The 13,471-nt window shown below is 52.4% G+C and carries 14 protein-coding genes; all 14 read right to left on the bottom strand.

Annotation, left to right across the window (positions count from 1 at the left end; translation table 11 throughout):
• Window positions 1-5 precede the first annotated feature (5 nt).
• The 14 genes from hisM to pdxB all read right to left on the bottom strand — a co-directional run bounded on the left by hisM (window position 6) and on the right by pdxB (window position 13,371).
• Complete coding sequence (gene hisM / locus JM656_RS07040) at window positions 6-719, bottom strand: histidine ABC transporter permease HisM (RefSeq protein ID WP_203360557.1); 714 nt, start codon at window positions 717-719, stop codon at window positions 6-8.
• On the bottom strand, window positions 716-1,402 hold the full coding sequence (locus JM656_RS07035; RefSeq protein WP_162383101.1) for a histidine ABC transporter permease HisQ: 687 nt from the start codon (window positions 1,400-1,402) through the stop codon (window positions 716-718). Before JM656_RS07035 ends, hisM begins: the two co-directional genes overlap by 4 nt.
• 94 nt (window positions 1,403-1,496) lie before the next feature.
• A complete protein-coding gene (gene hisJ, locus JM656_RS07030) occupies window positions 1,497-2,279 on the bottom strand; it encodes a histidine ABC transporter substrate-binding protein HisJ (protein WP_203360556.1) in 783 nt (260 codons plus the stop codon).
• A gap of 247 nt (window positions 2,280-2,526) precedes the next feature.
• The gene (gene argT, locus JM656_RS07025; protein WP_203360555.1) at window positions 2,527-3,309 is read right to left on the bottom strand and encodes a lysine/arginine/ornithine ABC transporter substrate-binding protein ArgT; all 783 of its coding nucleotides are present in this window, start codon (window positions 3,307-3,309) and stop codon (window positions 2,527-2,529) included.
• A 287-nt stretch (window positions 3,310-3,596) separates the two neighbouring features.
• Window positions 3,597-4,166 (bottom strand): flavin prenyltransferase UbiX, encoded by a 570-nt coding sequence (ubiX, locus tag JM656_RS07020; RefSeq protein ID WP_203360554.1) that lies wholly within the window; start codon window positions 4,164-4,166, stop codon window positions 3,597-3,599.
• Window positions 4,167-4,263: 97 nt separating this feature from the next.
• Entirely contained in the window at window positions 4,264-5,781 is a 1,518-nt protein-coding gene (gene purF / locus JM656_RS07015) for an amidophosphoribosyltransferase (protein WP_192612919.1), read from the bottom strand.
• Window positions 5,782-5,818: 37 nt separating this feature from the next.
• On the bottom strand, window positions 5,819-6,307 hold the full coding sequence (gene cvpA / locus JM656_RS07010) for a colicin V production protein (RefSeq protein ID WP_162383106.1): 489 nt from the start codon (window positions 6,305-6,307) through the stop codon (window positions 5,819-5,821).
• Window positions 6,308-6,551: 244 nt separating this feature from the next.
• Window positions 6,552-7,235, bottom strand: a complete 684-nt coding sequence (gene dedD, locus JM656_RS07005) for a cell division protein DedD (protein WP_203360553.1) — start codon at window positions 7,233-7,235, stop codon at window positions 6,552-6,554.
• Window positions 7,225-8,493, bottom strand: a complete 1,269-nt coding sequence (gene folC / locus JM656_RS07000; RefSeq protein ID WP_203360552.1) for a bifunctional tetrahydrofolate synthase/dihydrofolate synthase — start codon at window positions 8,491-8,493, stop codon at window positions 7,225-7,227. The genes dedD and folC overlap by 11 nt, the downstream gene beginning before the upstream one ends.
• A 69-nt stretch (window positions 8,494-8,562) precedes the next feature.
• Window positions 8,563-9,477, bottom strand: a complete 915-nt coding sequence (accD, locus tag JM656_RS06995) for an acetyl-CoA carboxylase, carboxyltransferase subunit beta (RefSeq protein ID WP_203360551.1) — start codon at window positions 9,475-9,477, stop codon at window positions 8,563-8,565.
• Between the two features lie 155 nt (window positions 9,478-9,632).
• Window positions 9,633-10,292 (bottom strand): DedA family protein, encoded by a 660-nt coding sequence (locus tag JM656_RS06990; protein ID WP_203360550.1) that lies wholly within the window; start codon window positions 10,290-10,292, stop codon window positions 9,633-9,635.
• Window positions 10,293-10,341: 49 nt separating this feature from the next.
• Window positions 10,342-11,154 carry a tRNA pseudouridine(38-40) synthase TruA gene (gene truA / locus JM656_RS06985; RefSeq protein WP_192612924.1) on the bottom strand — a complete coding sequence of 271 codons (813 nt, stop codon included), beginning with the start codon at window positions 11,152-11,154 and terminating at the stop codon, window positions 10,342-10,344.
• Window positions 11,154-12,167 carry an aspartate-semialdehyde dehydrogenase gene (locus tag JM656_RS06980; protein ID WP_203360549.1) on the bottom strand — a complete coding sequence of 338 codons (1,014 nt, stop codon included), beginning with the start codon at window positions 12,165-12,167 and terminating at the stop codon, window positions 11,154-11,156. Before JM656_RS06980 ends, truA begins: the two co-directional genes overlap by 1 nt.
• Before the next feature lie 67 nt (window positions 12,168-12,234).
• Window positions 12,235-13,371, bottom strand: a complete 1,137-nt coding sequence (pdxB, locus tag JM656_RS06975) for a 4-phosphoerythronate dehydrogenase PdxB (RefSeq protein WP_203360548.1) — start codon at window positions 13,369-13,371, stop codon at window positions 12,235-12,237.
• Between the last annotated feature and the right edge of the window lie 100 nt (window positions 13,372-13,471).

The following is a 13,471-nucleotide window of genomic DNA, read 5'->3' as shown; positions in this document are numbered from 1 at the left end:
TGTTCTCAGTGCGTCGAAGGTTTTACATGCTGCAACCAGCGTTTTTCCGCTTTACGGAACAGACTGATCAGGACATACGAAATAATCAAATACAGTACGGCGGCAATACCGAATGCGGTAAACGGCTGGTAAGTTGCCGAGTTGATATCGCGGGCGATTTTCAACAAATCCGGCACCGTCGCCGTAAATGCCAGCGCCGTTGAGTGCAGCATTAAAATGACTTCATTGCTGTATGCTGGCAACGCAATTCGCAATGCGGAAGGCAAAATAATGCAGCGATACATTTTGAACGATGAGAAGCCATAAGCACGTGCTGCTTCAATCTCGCCGTGCGGTACCGAGCGAATAGCGCCCGCAAAAATTTCGGTGGTATAAGCACAGGTATTCAGCGTGAGCGCCAGCACCGTACAGTTAAGCCCACTGCGGAAAAACGCATTGAGGAAATCAGTACCTTTAACGATCTCCAGCGTATACATCCCGGAATAGAACACCAGCAGTTGCACATAAAGCGGCGTACCACGAAAAATATAGGTAAACAGCCAGATAGGAAACTGGATGAACTTATTGCTTGAGACGCGACCGATGGCCATAAACACGGCCAGAACCCCGCCCATCACCACAGAGGAAATCAGCAACCACAAGGTAATCGCCACGCCTGTATAGCGATAGCCATCGCTCCAGAGCAGGGATTTCCAGTACTCCTGAATAATTTCGATCACAGGTCAGCCCTCTTCACACCCACAGAGTAGCGACGCTCAAGGAAGAGCAACACGCCATTCGAGACCGTGGTAAATACCAGATAGATGACCCCACACACCACCGCGAAATAGAACGGTTCCCAGGTGCTTTTACCCGCCAACTGAGTGGCTTTGACCACATCTTCCAGTCCGAGAAGTGAAACCAGCGCCGTCGCCTTGAGAATCACCTGCCAGTTATTGCCAATGCCCGGCAAGGCGTAACGCATCATTGCCGGAAACATAATTCTGCGGAAGGTTTGCGAGCTGGTAAAACCGAAAGCCGTTGCCGCCTCAATATGCCCTTTGGGCACGGCCATAAACGCCCCACGGAACGTTTCCGTAAAATAGGCGCCGTAGATGAAACCCAGGGTGATAATACCTGCAACCATAGGATCGATATCAATCTGGCCGATCCCTATCGCGTCGGTCACCGCGTTAAGCGCGATTTGCAACCCGTAGAAGATCAGCAGCATTAAGACCAGATCCGGCACCCCGCGAATCAGGGTGGTGTATCCTTCGAAGATAAGCCCCATCGAGCGGCTTTGCGACAGCTTTGCCCCCGCGCCGACGAGACCGATGAGAACGGCCAGCACAACTGAGCTGAGAGCCAGCTCCAGCGTAACAATCGCGCCCTGTAAAATAACGCCTGAAAACCCGTACAACATGCTGCCTGTCCTGTCGTGTGTGGTAACGCTTCGCCTCTTTTTTCTCCCTCCCGCATCAGCAGGAGGGAGTGGGCTTTATCAACTGCCGGGGTGATTAGCCGCCGTATACATCAAAATCGAAGTACTTTTTCGCCAGCTTCTCGTAAGTACCATCAGCACGCATTTCAGCAAATGCTTTGTTCAGGGCTTCGCGCAGCTCATTGTCTTCTTTACGCAGACCCATCCCGGTACCGACGCCGAACAGTTTCTCATCTTTCACTGACGGGCCGCCGAATTTGTAATCTTTGCCTACAGGCTGCTTCAGAAAACCTTCGCTTGCAGCGACTTCATCCTGGAACGCCGCATCAATACGTCCTGCCGTCAGGTCGGAATAGATGTTGTCCTGCCCCTGATAAGAAACGATTTCAATGCCTTTTGGAGCCCAGTGTTCATTGCCGAACGTTTCCTGAGTGGTGCCCTGCAATACGCCAACACGTTTCCCTTTCAGGGATTCAATGGTGGGCTGGATGTCAGCCGCTTTCGCGACAACCAGACGAGAATCTGCTGCATAAAGCTTGTCGGTAAACGCGATTTCCTGCTGACGTTTTTCAGTGATGGACAGCGAAGACATAATCGCGTCGATTTTCTTCGCTTTTAACGAAGGGATCAGCGCGTCCAGCGGGTTTTCCACGAAGGAACATTGTGTATTAATACGTTTGCACAGTTCTTTCGCCAGATCGATATCAAAACCGACTAATTCACCCTGTGCATTCTTCGATTCGAACGGGGCATAAGTCGGATCGGTACCGATACGAATTTTTTGCGGAATTGCTGCAAATGCGGCGGTAGCACTGGAGAAAGCCAGGACCAGAGAAAGAGACAACACCAGTTTTTTCATAACTATCCTCAACAGACTGTCTTTTATAGGGGATCTTTACAGGACCAGCAGCAGTTATCGTGCCATCAATCGGGCTGACAAGGCAAAGCATTCTACCCTGCCAGCAATATTAATTTGCATGAAAAACGCTTAAGTATGCATTCATGCTCATTTCGACAGCAACTGTTGCACCATAACAGTGCCTGGAACTTATCATGCACCGCTTTGGTTAACCAAAACGGTGCAGTAAATTTCCCGCTGCGGTGAATCAGTCACCGTAGACATTAAAGTCAAAGTACTTTTTCGCCATTTTGTCGTAGGTACCGTCTTTACGCAGATCGCCCAGCGCTTTATCAAACGCCGCTTTCAGCTCGGTATCGTCTTTACGCAGACCAATACCGGTACCGTCGCCAAAGTACTTCTTGTCTTTTACAGAAGGACCGGCAAACGCATAATCTTTACCGGCTGGCTGTTTGAGGAACCCTTCGCTGGCCGCCACTTCATCCTGCAATGCAGCATCAAGACGTCCTGCCGTCAGGTCAGAATAGATGAGGTCCTGGTTGGCGTAGGCCACGACATCGACGCCTTTGCTCCGCCAGGTATCGTTGGCATAGGCTTCCTGCGTTGAGCCTTGCAGGACACCAACATGTTTTCCTTTCAGTGAATCGAGGGTCGGCTGAATCGGCGAGCCTTTCGCGGCAATCAGTCGCGAGTCAGCGGCATACAGTTTGTCGGAGAAGGCAATCTCTTGCTGACGCTTCTCGGTGATAGAGAGAGAAGAGATAATCGCATCAATTTTTTTCGCTTTCAGCGACGGAATGAGCGCATCAAAGTCACTGGCGACCCACGTACACTTAACCTGCATACGCTTACACATTTCGTTACCCAGATCGATATCAAACCCCACGAAATCCCCTTTGGCATCTTTCGATGAGAAAGGCGCATAGGTGGTATCTGTTCCAATGCGAATCGTCTGTGGCAATGCTGCGTAGCTGGCCGCTGTCGCGGAAAGTCCTACCAGCAAAGACAAAGCGAGAACCGTCTTCTTCATACATAACCCTCAAGTGGCGTAATTTTATTATGTTTTACGTTGTGTTGTGTGTTTGCAGACTTTTTCATGCAGGTCTTATGCCATTTTCACGTCAATGAGGATATTTGACGTTAAATTTGTTAATAAAACGTTGCAATATTGTCCTGATGTTGAAGATAGCAGGTATAGCGGTTGAACCGCAGCGTTTCGGTGGGTTTTGACGAATTAAATGTTGAGGATATGATCGCGGTTACAAAATTGCCCTGAAACAGGGCAACGGAATAAGTTATGCGCGGGGGAAGTGCAAATTATGCCCCTTGCCAGCGGGTAAAAAGATCCTGCGGCAGAGCAATGTTAAACTGGTCGAGAACGCGATTAACCGTCTGATTAATCACATCATCCAGGGTCTGAGGGCGATGATAAAACGCCGGGACCGGTGGCATAATCACGGCACCGATTTCAGCCGCCTGCGTCATCAGACGCAGATGTCCAAGATGTAGCGGTGTTTCGCGTACGCACAACACTAACGGGCGACGCTCTTTCAGCACCACATCAGCCGCACGGGTCAGCAATCCATCGGTATAACTGTGCACAATGCCAGACAGGGTTTTGATAGAACATGGCAAAATCACCATTCCCGCCGTCTGAAAAGAACCAGAGGAGATACTGGCCGCAATATCACGCGCATCGTGAGTGACATCTGCGAAAGCCTGTACTTCACGTAAAGAAAAATCCGTTTCCAGCGAAAGCGTCTGCCGCGCCGCCTGACTCATGACCAGATGGGTTTCCACGTCAGCAACGTCGCGCAATACCTGCAATAAGCGCACGCCATAAATCGCGCCGCTGGCGCCGCTGATCCCTACGATGAGTCGTTTCATGTTTATTTGCCCTTTCTTGCTTCAGGGCTGACTTTGCAGGATTTTACGGGGAGTTGCAAGCAAGGGCGCTGCCTGCGCCCTTGCCCGGAGAAGGAAATTACCCTTCGTTGTGCATTTCGAGGTTTTCCACTTCGTTCTGACGTTGTACCGCTTTGGCGTCGTCATTACGCAGGGTATCCAGGAAATCGAGATACTGCTGGTCAACGTCTTTCGTCACATACACGCCATTAAACACCGAACATTCAAACTGTTGAATATCCGGGTTCTCGGCACGTACAGCTTCGATAAGATCGTTCAGATCCTGGAAGATAAGCCCATCTGCCCCGATGATCTGGCGGATTTCGTCGACTTCACGGCCATGCGCGATAAGCTCCGTCGCCGTCGGCATATCAATACCGTAGACATTCGGGAAGCGAATTTCCGGTGCCGCGGAAGCGAGATACACCTTCTTCGCGCCCGCTTCACGGGCCATCTCAATAATCTGCTCGGAGGTTGTGCCGCGCACGATTGAGTCATCCACCAGCAGGACGTTTTTATCGCGGAATTCCGCGCGATTGGCGTTCAGCTTACGGCGCACTGATTTACGGCGCAGCTGCTGGCCCGGCATGATAAAGGTACGGCCTACATAGCGGTTTTTCACAAACCCCTGGCGGTACGGTTTACCCAGAATGCGCGCGATTTCCAGCGCGATATCACACGAGGTTTCCGGAATCGGAATGACCACGTCGATATCCAGATCTTCCCATTCACGAGCAATTTTCTCGCCCAGTTTGGTGCCCATGTTCACACGGGCGCTGTAGACGGAAATCTTATCGATAAAGGAGTCAGGGCGCGCAAAGTAAACGTACTCGAACAGGCAGGGATTGCTGACCGGATTATCAGCACACTGACGGGTAAACAACTGGCCTTTTTCGGTGATATACACCGCTTCGCCAGGTGCTACATCGCGCAGGAACTCATAACCCAGAGTATCAAGCGCAACACTTTCGGAAGCGACCATATACTCGGTACGGCCATCGCCAATATCACGTTTGCCCAGCACTAACGGGCGAATGCCATTCGGGTCGCGGAACGCGACCATGCCATGACCGATAATCATCGCCACGCAGGCATACGCGCCGCGGATCTGACGGTTGGTCGCCGCGATGGCCGCAAAAATGTTGTCGGCTTCCAGCGGATAATGGCGGAAGTTATCCAGTTCGCTGGCGAAGACATTGAGCAGGATTTCAGAATCTGACGTGGTGTTGATGTGGCGGCGCTTTTCTTCAAACAGCTTTTTACGCAACTCATGCGCATTGGTCAGATTGCCATTATGGGCAAGCGTAATACCATACGGTGAGTTGACGTAAAAAGGTTGAGCTTCGGAGGCGCTGGAGCTGCCAGCCGTAGGGTAACGCACATGACCGATGCCCATATTGCCTTGTAAACGCAACATGTGGCGAGCTTCGAAAATATCGCTCACTAAGCCATTCGCCTTGCGTAGGCGGAAGCAGTTGTTCGCATCGATGGTGATGATGCCCGCGGCATCCTGACCACGATGCTGGAGCACCGTTAACGCGTCATAAATCGACTGGTTGACCGGCATAACACCGGCGATACCGACAATACCGCACATACGTCTTTTCCTCGTTAAGCCACATCTCAGAACTCAGTTATGTTCTGGGCAAGAAACTTGACGAGCTTTGCAGATAGTCAAAGAACCATCTGATGATGAAACTGAACTGCGGGATAAGCTGCGACTTACTCCAGTCTTCACTTTTCGACAGGCCTGTAAAGGTATCGAGAAAGAACAGAATGGCAGCGACTATCAACGCTCCTCGCAGAGCCCCGAAACAGATCCCCAATACCCTGTCAGTCCCTGACAGACCGGTTTTCTCGACCAGCTGACCTATCACAAAATTGACGATAGCGCCGACGATAAGCGTCGCGATAAACAGTATCGCGATAGCAATCCCATTTCGAACCAGTTCGTCATCAAAGCCCGTAAACCAGACAGACAGGTAAGTGTAGTAATGGCTGGCGACAAAGAAAGCACAACCCCATGTCACCAACGATAAAGCTTCACGAACAAAGCCACGGATCAGGCTAACCAGACAGGAAAAACCAATCACCGCGATAATGGCGTAATCAATCCAGACCATACATGTCCCACGATTTTACGCCCTGTCGTCCTGTTCGGGGCGCATTCTAACAGAAAAAGAAAACGTTTGCGTAGGGATTTCCTTTCCACGCGTAAATAAAAATGGCGCTGAAAAAATCTTCAACGCCATCGTACTTTTTGCATCAATGGGCACTGCCGGATAGCGGTGTAAACACCTTATCCGGACGATATAAGTGTCGAATCACAGACCTGATAAGCGCAGCGCCATCAGGCAACAACGTCACTTAATTCGGGCTATAACCCATCACCACCCCACTTAAGCCTGAGATCTGCTGAAGCTCACCCAGTGAACTTTTCAGCTTATCTTTCGAAGCGTCAGGCCCAACGAGAATGCGGGTTATTTTACCCTGTACTGGCGTTGAGGGGGAAGTATATACCCGGAACCCCGCGCCACGAAGTTTACCAACGATCTCATTGACCTTGTCGGCATTTTTCAAGGCGCCCAGCTGTACAACCCAGGCTTTGCCGGTCGGTGCTGGTTTTTCCTCAGCGACCGGTTTCGGCGCAGGAGGCGGCGTCGGCGTCACAGCAACCGGCTGTTCACGCGGCGGTTGCGGCTTCGGCTTTTCAACCGGCTTTGGTTTGGGTTGTTCAATAGGCTCAGGAACCGGATCGAGATCGGCGGTATTGTTCAACGACAGACGAGACGGATCGAGGGATGGCGCAGCTGCGTCCCCTGCCCTGACCTCTTCCGCCGCGCCTTCAGGCGGCTGAGTCGGTAGCGCCTGCGTCGCAGCAGGCATCATGTCCGGCTCATCACGATCGCCGGGTTTCGGTACCAGCGGGATCGCGGCAAACTCATCCTGATAATGTTTTTTCTGCCCATCAAGCAGCCCAGGAAGCACGATCACCCCAAGCGCGACCAGCACAATGGTGCCGACTAAACGATTTTGAAATTTACTTGCCACCGTTTCTCCCCGCGTCAATCACTTCCATGACATGTGCGACAGTGTGAAAAGATCCACACACCAGCACGGTATCCTCTGGTTTTGCGTCCGCCATTGCCGCATGCCATGCCAGAGCAACACTGTCATAGGCGTTACCGCTACCCAGATGTTCCAGCAGTTGCTCCGCCGTCGCACCTCGCGGCCCTTCCAACGGCGCGCAATACCAGTCATCGACCACGCTTTTCAACCAGGCCAATGTTCCTGCAATATCTTTATCATGTAGCATACCGATAACAGCAAGCACTCGCCCGCTTTTCGGCAACATTTTCATGCGGCCGGTAAGATATTCCGCCGCATGAGGATTATGGGCAACATCAAGAATAACACGTGGCGATTCGCTCAAAATCTGAAAACGCCCCGGTAAAATGGCCTGAGCAATCCCTTCGCGAATCGCTTTTTCACTAATGTTCAGCGCACTGGCGCGTAGCGCGGCCAGCGCAGTGGCGGCATTAGGTTGTGGCACCAGCGGCAATGGCAAATCTGTTACCGTACCGTTGCTGTCGGTAAACGACCAGCTATCGCCTGACACCTCAAAATGCCAGTCCACTCCCCGACGACGCAACAGCGCTCCGGTTTCCTGTGCAACATCGGCGATGGTGTAAGGCATTTCAGGCTCGCCAACAATGGCCGGTTTTTCCGCCCGAAAGATCCCCGCTTTCTCACGACCAATGCTTTCGCGATCCGGTCCCAGCCAGTCAGTATGATCCAGCGCGATGCTGGTCACGATGGCGACATCTGCGTCCACAATATTGGTGGCATCCAGACGACCGCCTAACCCTACTTCCAGGATCACCACATCAAGTTGCGCCTGTTTAAACAACCACAGCGCGGAAAGCGTGCCGTACTCAAAATAGGTCAGCGAAATCCCACCGCGAGACTCTTCGATTTCTGCAAACGACGTGGTGTGCGCAGACTCGGGTAATTCTTGCCCCTGCACCCGCACACGTTCAGTGTAGCGCACCAGATGTGGCGAACTGTAGACACCGACTTTATAGCCCGCCGCCATCAGCACGGATTCCAGCGTGCGGCAGGTCGTGCCTTTACCGTTCGTTCCTGCCACCGTAAAGACAAACGGTGCCGGTTTAAGTACACCGAGACGTGCCGCGACCTGACTGACACGCTCAAGGCCCAGATCGATGGTTTTACTGTGCAGGTTTTCCAGATAAGAAAGCCACGAGGCCAGGGGCGACGCGGCTTTAGGGATACGTTTATTGTCCATGATTTTTGTAAATTCGCTACGGTGAGAAAAGAAAAAGGGCAGCGCCGATGGCCCTGCCCTTTTCAGTTATCAGGCCTCTGCTTCCTGATCCGGTACCGGCGGTACCACCACACCTTCGCGCGGTTCATCCGGATTTGGCGCCGGGAGATTCATCAGCTTCGCCAGAACGCTTGCCAGTTTCAGGCGCATTTCCGGGCGGCGGACGATCATATCGATAGCGCCTTTTTCAATCAGGAACTCACTGCGCTGGAACCCCGGCGGCAGTTTCTCACGTACGGTTTGCTCGATGACGCGTGGACCAGCGAAGCCGATCAGCGCTTTCGGTTCCGCAATGTTGAGATCGCCCAACATCGCGAAGCTTGCCGATACGCCACCCATCGTTGGGTCGGTCAGTACGGAGATATACGGTAATCCGCGTTCCTGCATTTTTGCCAACGCTGCGGAGGTTTTCGCCATCTGCATCAGCGACATCAGCGCTTCTTGCATACGTGCGCCACCGGAAGCGGAGAAGCAGATCAACGGACAGTTATCTTCCAGCGCCTGTTCAACGGCACGAACGAAACGTGCGCCGACGACAGAGCCCATAGAACCGCCCATGAAAGAGAATTCAAACGCAGCAGCGACAACGGGCATGCCATGAAGCGTGCCTTTCATCACGACCAGAGCGTCTTTCTCCCCGGTTTCTTTTTGCGCGGACGCCAGTCTATCTTTGTACTTCTTGGAGTCACGGAACTTCAGCACGTCTTTCGACTCAAGTTCGCTACCCAGTTCCGCAAGAGTTCCTTCATCTAACAGGCTATGCAGGCGATTGCGCGCCGACATGCGCATATGATGATCACACTTCGGACAGACCTCAAGATTACGTTCCAGCTCAGCACGGTATAAAACCTGACCGCAGCTATCACACTTGGTCCACACCCCTTCAGGAATGCTTGCCTTGCGGGTGGGAGTAATGTTGCTTTTAATTCGTTCAATCCAGCTCATTAGTGACCTTTCTGCCTGAACCTGGTTCGATGCCAGTTTTATCTTTGGGGGCGCATAATGCCATTTTTGCCCCCAACAGACCATGAATGTTGCACATTAAAACATAACAGCCCGAAACTTTGGATAAAAAAGTGGTCGAACCGCTGAGTTACTTTCTATTTTGCGGCACGTGACGCCGCGCGCTTATGGCGAATAATTTCAATAACCCCCGGTAATACCGAGAGCACGATAATCGCCACAATCAGCAATTTCAGGTTTTCCTGAACTACCGGCAGATCGCCAAACAGGTAGCCCGCATAGGTAAACAACAGTACCCAAAGCAGTGCGCCCGCCACGTTGTACAACGCAAAATGGCGATAAGACATGTGTCCCATTCCCGCCACAAATGGCGCAAATGTACGCACGATAGGGACAAAACGCGCCAGGATAATCGTTTTACCACCATGACGTTCATAGAACGCATGGGTCTTATCCAGGTAACTGCGACGAAAGATCTTCGAGTTTGGATTACTGAAGAGTTTCTCGCCAAACAGTCTGCCAATCGTGTAGTTCACCGCATCGCCAATAATCGCCGCCACCACCATCAACCCCACCATCAGGTGAACATTGAGATCGTTGGAGGGCAACGCTGAAAGCGCCCCCGCCACAAACAGTAGCGAGTCACCTGGCAGAAACGGCGTGACCACCAGGCCAGTTTCGCAGAACAGGATGAGGAACAGAATGGCATAAACCCACACGCCATATTCCGCCACCAGTTCCGCCAGGTGCACATCAATGTGCAAAATAAAATCGATAAGGAAGTAAATCAGATCCATAATTGCTTTTGCCTATTGTCCCCGTCATATTCGGGGTATGCCATTCTGATTAGTCCGCCAAAAACAGCGGGCCCATCGGCGGTTTGGGAAGTTCAAACCGGTCAGGGTAATCTACCGCGACCAGATACAATCCTTCCGCTTTCGCCGTTGCTGCAGAAAGCCGTCTGTCCTTAGCCGCCAGCAACTCTGCGATCCAGCTCTCCGGCTGGTTGTGGGCGCCCACTTCCATCAGGCTACCGACAATATTCCTTACCATATGATGTACAAAGGCATTTGCTTTGATATCGACCACCACATACGCACCATGACGCGTCACAGTAATGTGCATCACATTACGCCACGGCGTGCGTGACTGGCACTGCACTGCACGAAACGAGGTAAAATCGTTTTCACCAATCAGGCACTGCGCCGCCCGGTGCATACGTTCTGCGTCCAGCGGCTCATAATAGTGCGTAACGCCCTTACCTAAAACCGCCGGGCGCAGCCGATGGTTGTAGATGATATAGCGATAACGGCGCGCCGTGGCGCTAAACCGGGCGTGAAAATCATCAGGTACAGCTTTCACCCAACGCACAGCGATGTCACCAGGCAAGTTCGCATTTACACCCAGTGTCCACGCAGCATCTTTACGCTGAGCGGTGGTTTCAAAATGCACCACCTGCCCAGTACCATGCACGCCAGCGTCCGTACGACCCGCACAAAATACGTTGATACGTTCGTTAGCTACCTGCGAAAGCGCCGTCTCCAGCTTTTCCTGGACGCTGCGCACTTCGTTCTGGCGCTGCCAGCCATAATATTTACTGCCGTCGTACTCAATGCCCAGCGCAATTTTATAAACTGACGGTTGTTGCTGGTCAGACATTAGTACAAATACTCCTGCACCAGTTTTTCAGCAATTTTCACCGCCATCAGCGCGCCGCCAAAACGGACGTTATCTGCGACTGACCAAAACTGAACTTGTTCCGGCATACCATAATCGTTACGAACACAGCCGACCGAAAGCTGTGGATTACCCGTGGCATCGCCGACCTGAGTCGGGAAATCCGTCTCTTCAGACAAGACAATATCTTCGCCGCGAGAAAACGCATCACGCGCCTCTTCAGCCGCCAGTGGACGCAGCGCTTCAAAATTTACCATCTGCGCGTGGCCGTAAAATACCGGCGACTGTACGCAACTGGCGGAGATCATTAATCCCTCATCCTGCATAATTTTGCGGACTTCATCGACAATACGGCGCTCTTCGCGCACGCTGCCTTCACGATCCGGCAACAGCGGCAGCATGTTAAATGCCAGCTGACGACCAAAATAATCCTCGTCATCAATCGGAATGCCGTTAAGCAATTTAACGCTTTGACCTGCCAGCGCATCGACCGCTTTTTTACCGCGCGCGGATGCCGACAAAATGTTCGTCACCGTGATTCGGGAAAGTCCCCCTTCGTCGATCAGCGGTTTCAGTGCAGACAACAACTGGCTGGTCAGGCTGTCAGGGACCGCAATCACGTTACGGTTACGATAGTCCGCCAGGACAAACGGGTTAACGTCCGGCACCACCAGCGGGACGTCCGGCTCGAGAGCAAACAACCCGCTGCTGTCAATCACCAGACAACCGGCATTGGTGGCTTCCTCCACCCAGGCTGCAGAAGCTTCAGCCCCGGCAACAAAAAACGCCAGCTGCGCCTGCGTCCAGTCAAAATCAGCGACATCCTGCACGATGATAGATTTACCGTTAAAGCGCAGATGCTCGCCAGCGCTTTCATTACGCGCCAGCGCATAGATTTCACCGACCGGGAACTGGCGTTCGGCCAGCGTTTCGAGCAGGGCTTCGCCTACGGCACCCGTGGCGCCCAGGATGGCAATATTCCAGCCTTCAGACATGGTGATTTACTCCAGAAAAACATAAGCGTCCCTGCCGAATTATTCGTCAGGGAGCATTAAGAAGACATTAATGTGTTGGGTGGTAAACGGCGTTAAAACCCAGTTTTTTCAACAGCGCAGCCGTTTCAGCGTCATCACACATCACGTACAAAGATGACCACTCACGGCGCTCAAGGTAATTCTTACGCAGTTTATCAAACTCACCCGGAACCCCGGCAACTTTTCGCAACGGGGCATCGTCGCGCCGCACATCATACACCAAATGAACCAGTCTTTTCAGCGTCGGCTGATCTAACGTGCCGTGAAGTGTGATGCGGCCAAACTCTGGCGCGGGTAACAGCGTATCCAGTGCGACTTGCTGCGCCTTATCAATAAATGCGCTATACGCTTCAAAGACCTGAGTGGTGCCACGCGCTTTCCCTTCCAGGGTATAGCCTGCGATATGTGGCGTACCAATATCGATCTTTTCCAACAATTCGACATTGAGCTCTGGCTCACCTTCCCAGACATCCAGCACCACGCTTAGCGACTGCCCGGCATTCAGTCGCGCCAACAAGGCAGCGTTATCCACCACCGGGCCGCGACTGGCATTGACCAAAATGGTTCCAGGTTTCAGACGGCGAATCATCGCGTCGTCAGCCAGATGCAGCGTCTTATATTGCCCTTGTTTAAAAAGCGGCGTGTGGAAGGTCAGAATATCCGCTTCCTGCACCAGCTCTTCAAGAGAGCGGAAATCGCCCTCGTCTCCACGGTCGGCGCGCGGTGGATCGCACAGCAACGTGCGAATGCCCAGCGCTTCCAGTCGCGCCTGCAAACGACCGCCGACATTCCCTACGCCAATAATGCCCACGGTACGATCGCGTAAAGCAAAACCATCGCGTTCAGCAAGCATCAGCAACGAGGAAAAAACATATTCGACAACCGCGATGGCGTTGCAGCCAGGCGCAGAAGAAAAGCCGATCCCTGCCTGTTTAAGCCAGGTCTCATCCACATGGTCAGTGCCTGCGGTCGCCGTTCCGACAAACTTAACGGACTTTCCGCTCAGCAAAGATTCGTTCACTTTGGTGACCGAGCGCACCATTAGCGCATCTGCGTCTTCGAGTTCAGCAACGGGAATGGGGCGACCTGGAACCGCTTTTACCTCCCCCAAACGACTGAACAATTCGCGGGCATAAGGCATATTTTCATCAACGAGGATTTTCACGTCTGTCGTACCTGTTTGAGAACGAGAGTTAACCGGGCAAGTGTGCCATAATCTCGCCGCCAGGCATACTGCGAGACCTGGTTTGCAAAGATTTAAGGAT

It is taken from the genome of Citrobacter sp. R56 (genome assembly GCF_016811995.1).
Classification (GTDB): Bacteria; Pseudomonadota; Gammaproteobacteria; order Enterobacterales; family Enterobacteriaceae; genus Citrobacter_D; species Citrobacter_D enshiensis.
Note: the sequence above shows the minus strand (reverse complement) of the source record. Positions and strands in the feature narration are given on the sequence as shown.

Bases quoted from the DNA above. Each gene is read 5' to 3' on its own strand.
- JM656_RS07035 (WP_162383101.1), bottom strand. From the start codon at position 1,402: ATGTTGTACGGGTTTTCAGGCGTTATTTTACAGGGCGCGATTGTTACG.
- hisJ (WP_203360556.1), bottom strand. From the start codon at position 2,279: ATGAAAAAACTGGTGTTGTCTCTTTCTCTGGTCCTGGCTTTCTCCAGT.
- argT (WP_203360555.1), bottom strand. From the start codon at position 3,309: ATGAAGAAGACGGTTCTCGCTTTGTCTTTGCTGGTAGGACTTTCCGCG.
- ubiX (WP_203360554.1), bottom strand. From the start codon at position 4,166: ATGAAACGACTCATCGTAGGGATCAGCGGCGCCAGCGGCGCGATTTAT.
- purF (WP_192612919.1), bottom strand. From the start codon at position 5,781: ATGTGCGGTATTGTCGGTATCGCCGGTGTTATGCCGGTCAACCAGTCG.
- cvpA (WP_162383106.1), bottom strand. From the start codon at position 6,307: ATGGTCTGGATTGATTACGCCATTATCGCGGTGATTGGTTTTTCCTGT.
- folC (WP_203360552.1), bottom strand. From the start codon at position 8,493: ATGGACAATAAACGTATCCCTAAAGCCGCGTCGCCCCTGGCCTCGTGG.
- accD (WP_203360551.1), bottom strand. From the start codon at position 9,477: ATGAGCTGGATTGAACGAATTAAAAGCAACATTACTCCCACCCGCAAG.
- JM656_RS06990 (WP_203360550.1), bottom strand. From the start codon at position 10,292: ATGGATCTGATTTACTTCCTTATCGATTTTATTTTGCACATTGATGTG.
- truA (WP_192612924.1), bottom strand. From the start codon at position 11,154: ATGTCTGACCAGCAACAACCGTCAGTTTATAAAATTGCGCTGGGCATT.
- JM656_RS06980 (WP_203360549.1), bottom strand. From the start codon at position 12,167: ATGTCTGAAGGCTGGAATATTGCCATCCTGGGCGCCACGGGTGCCGTA.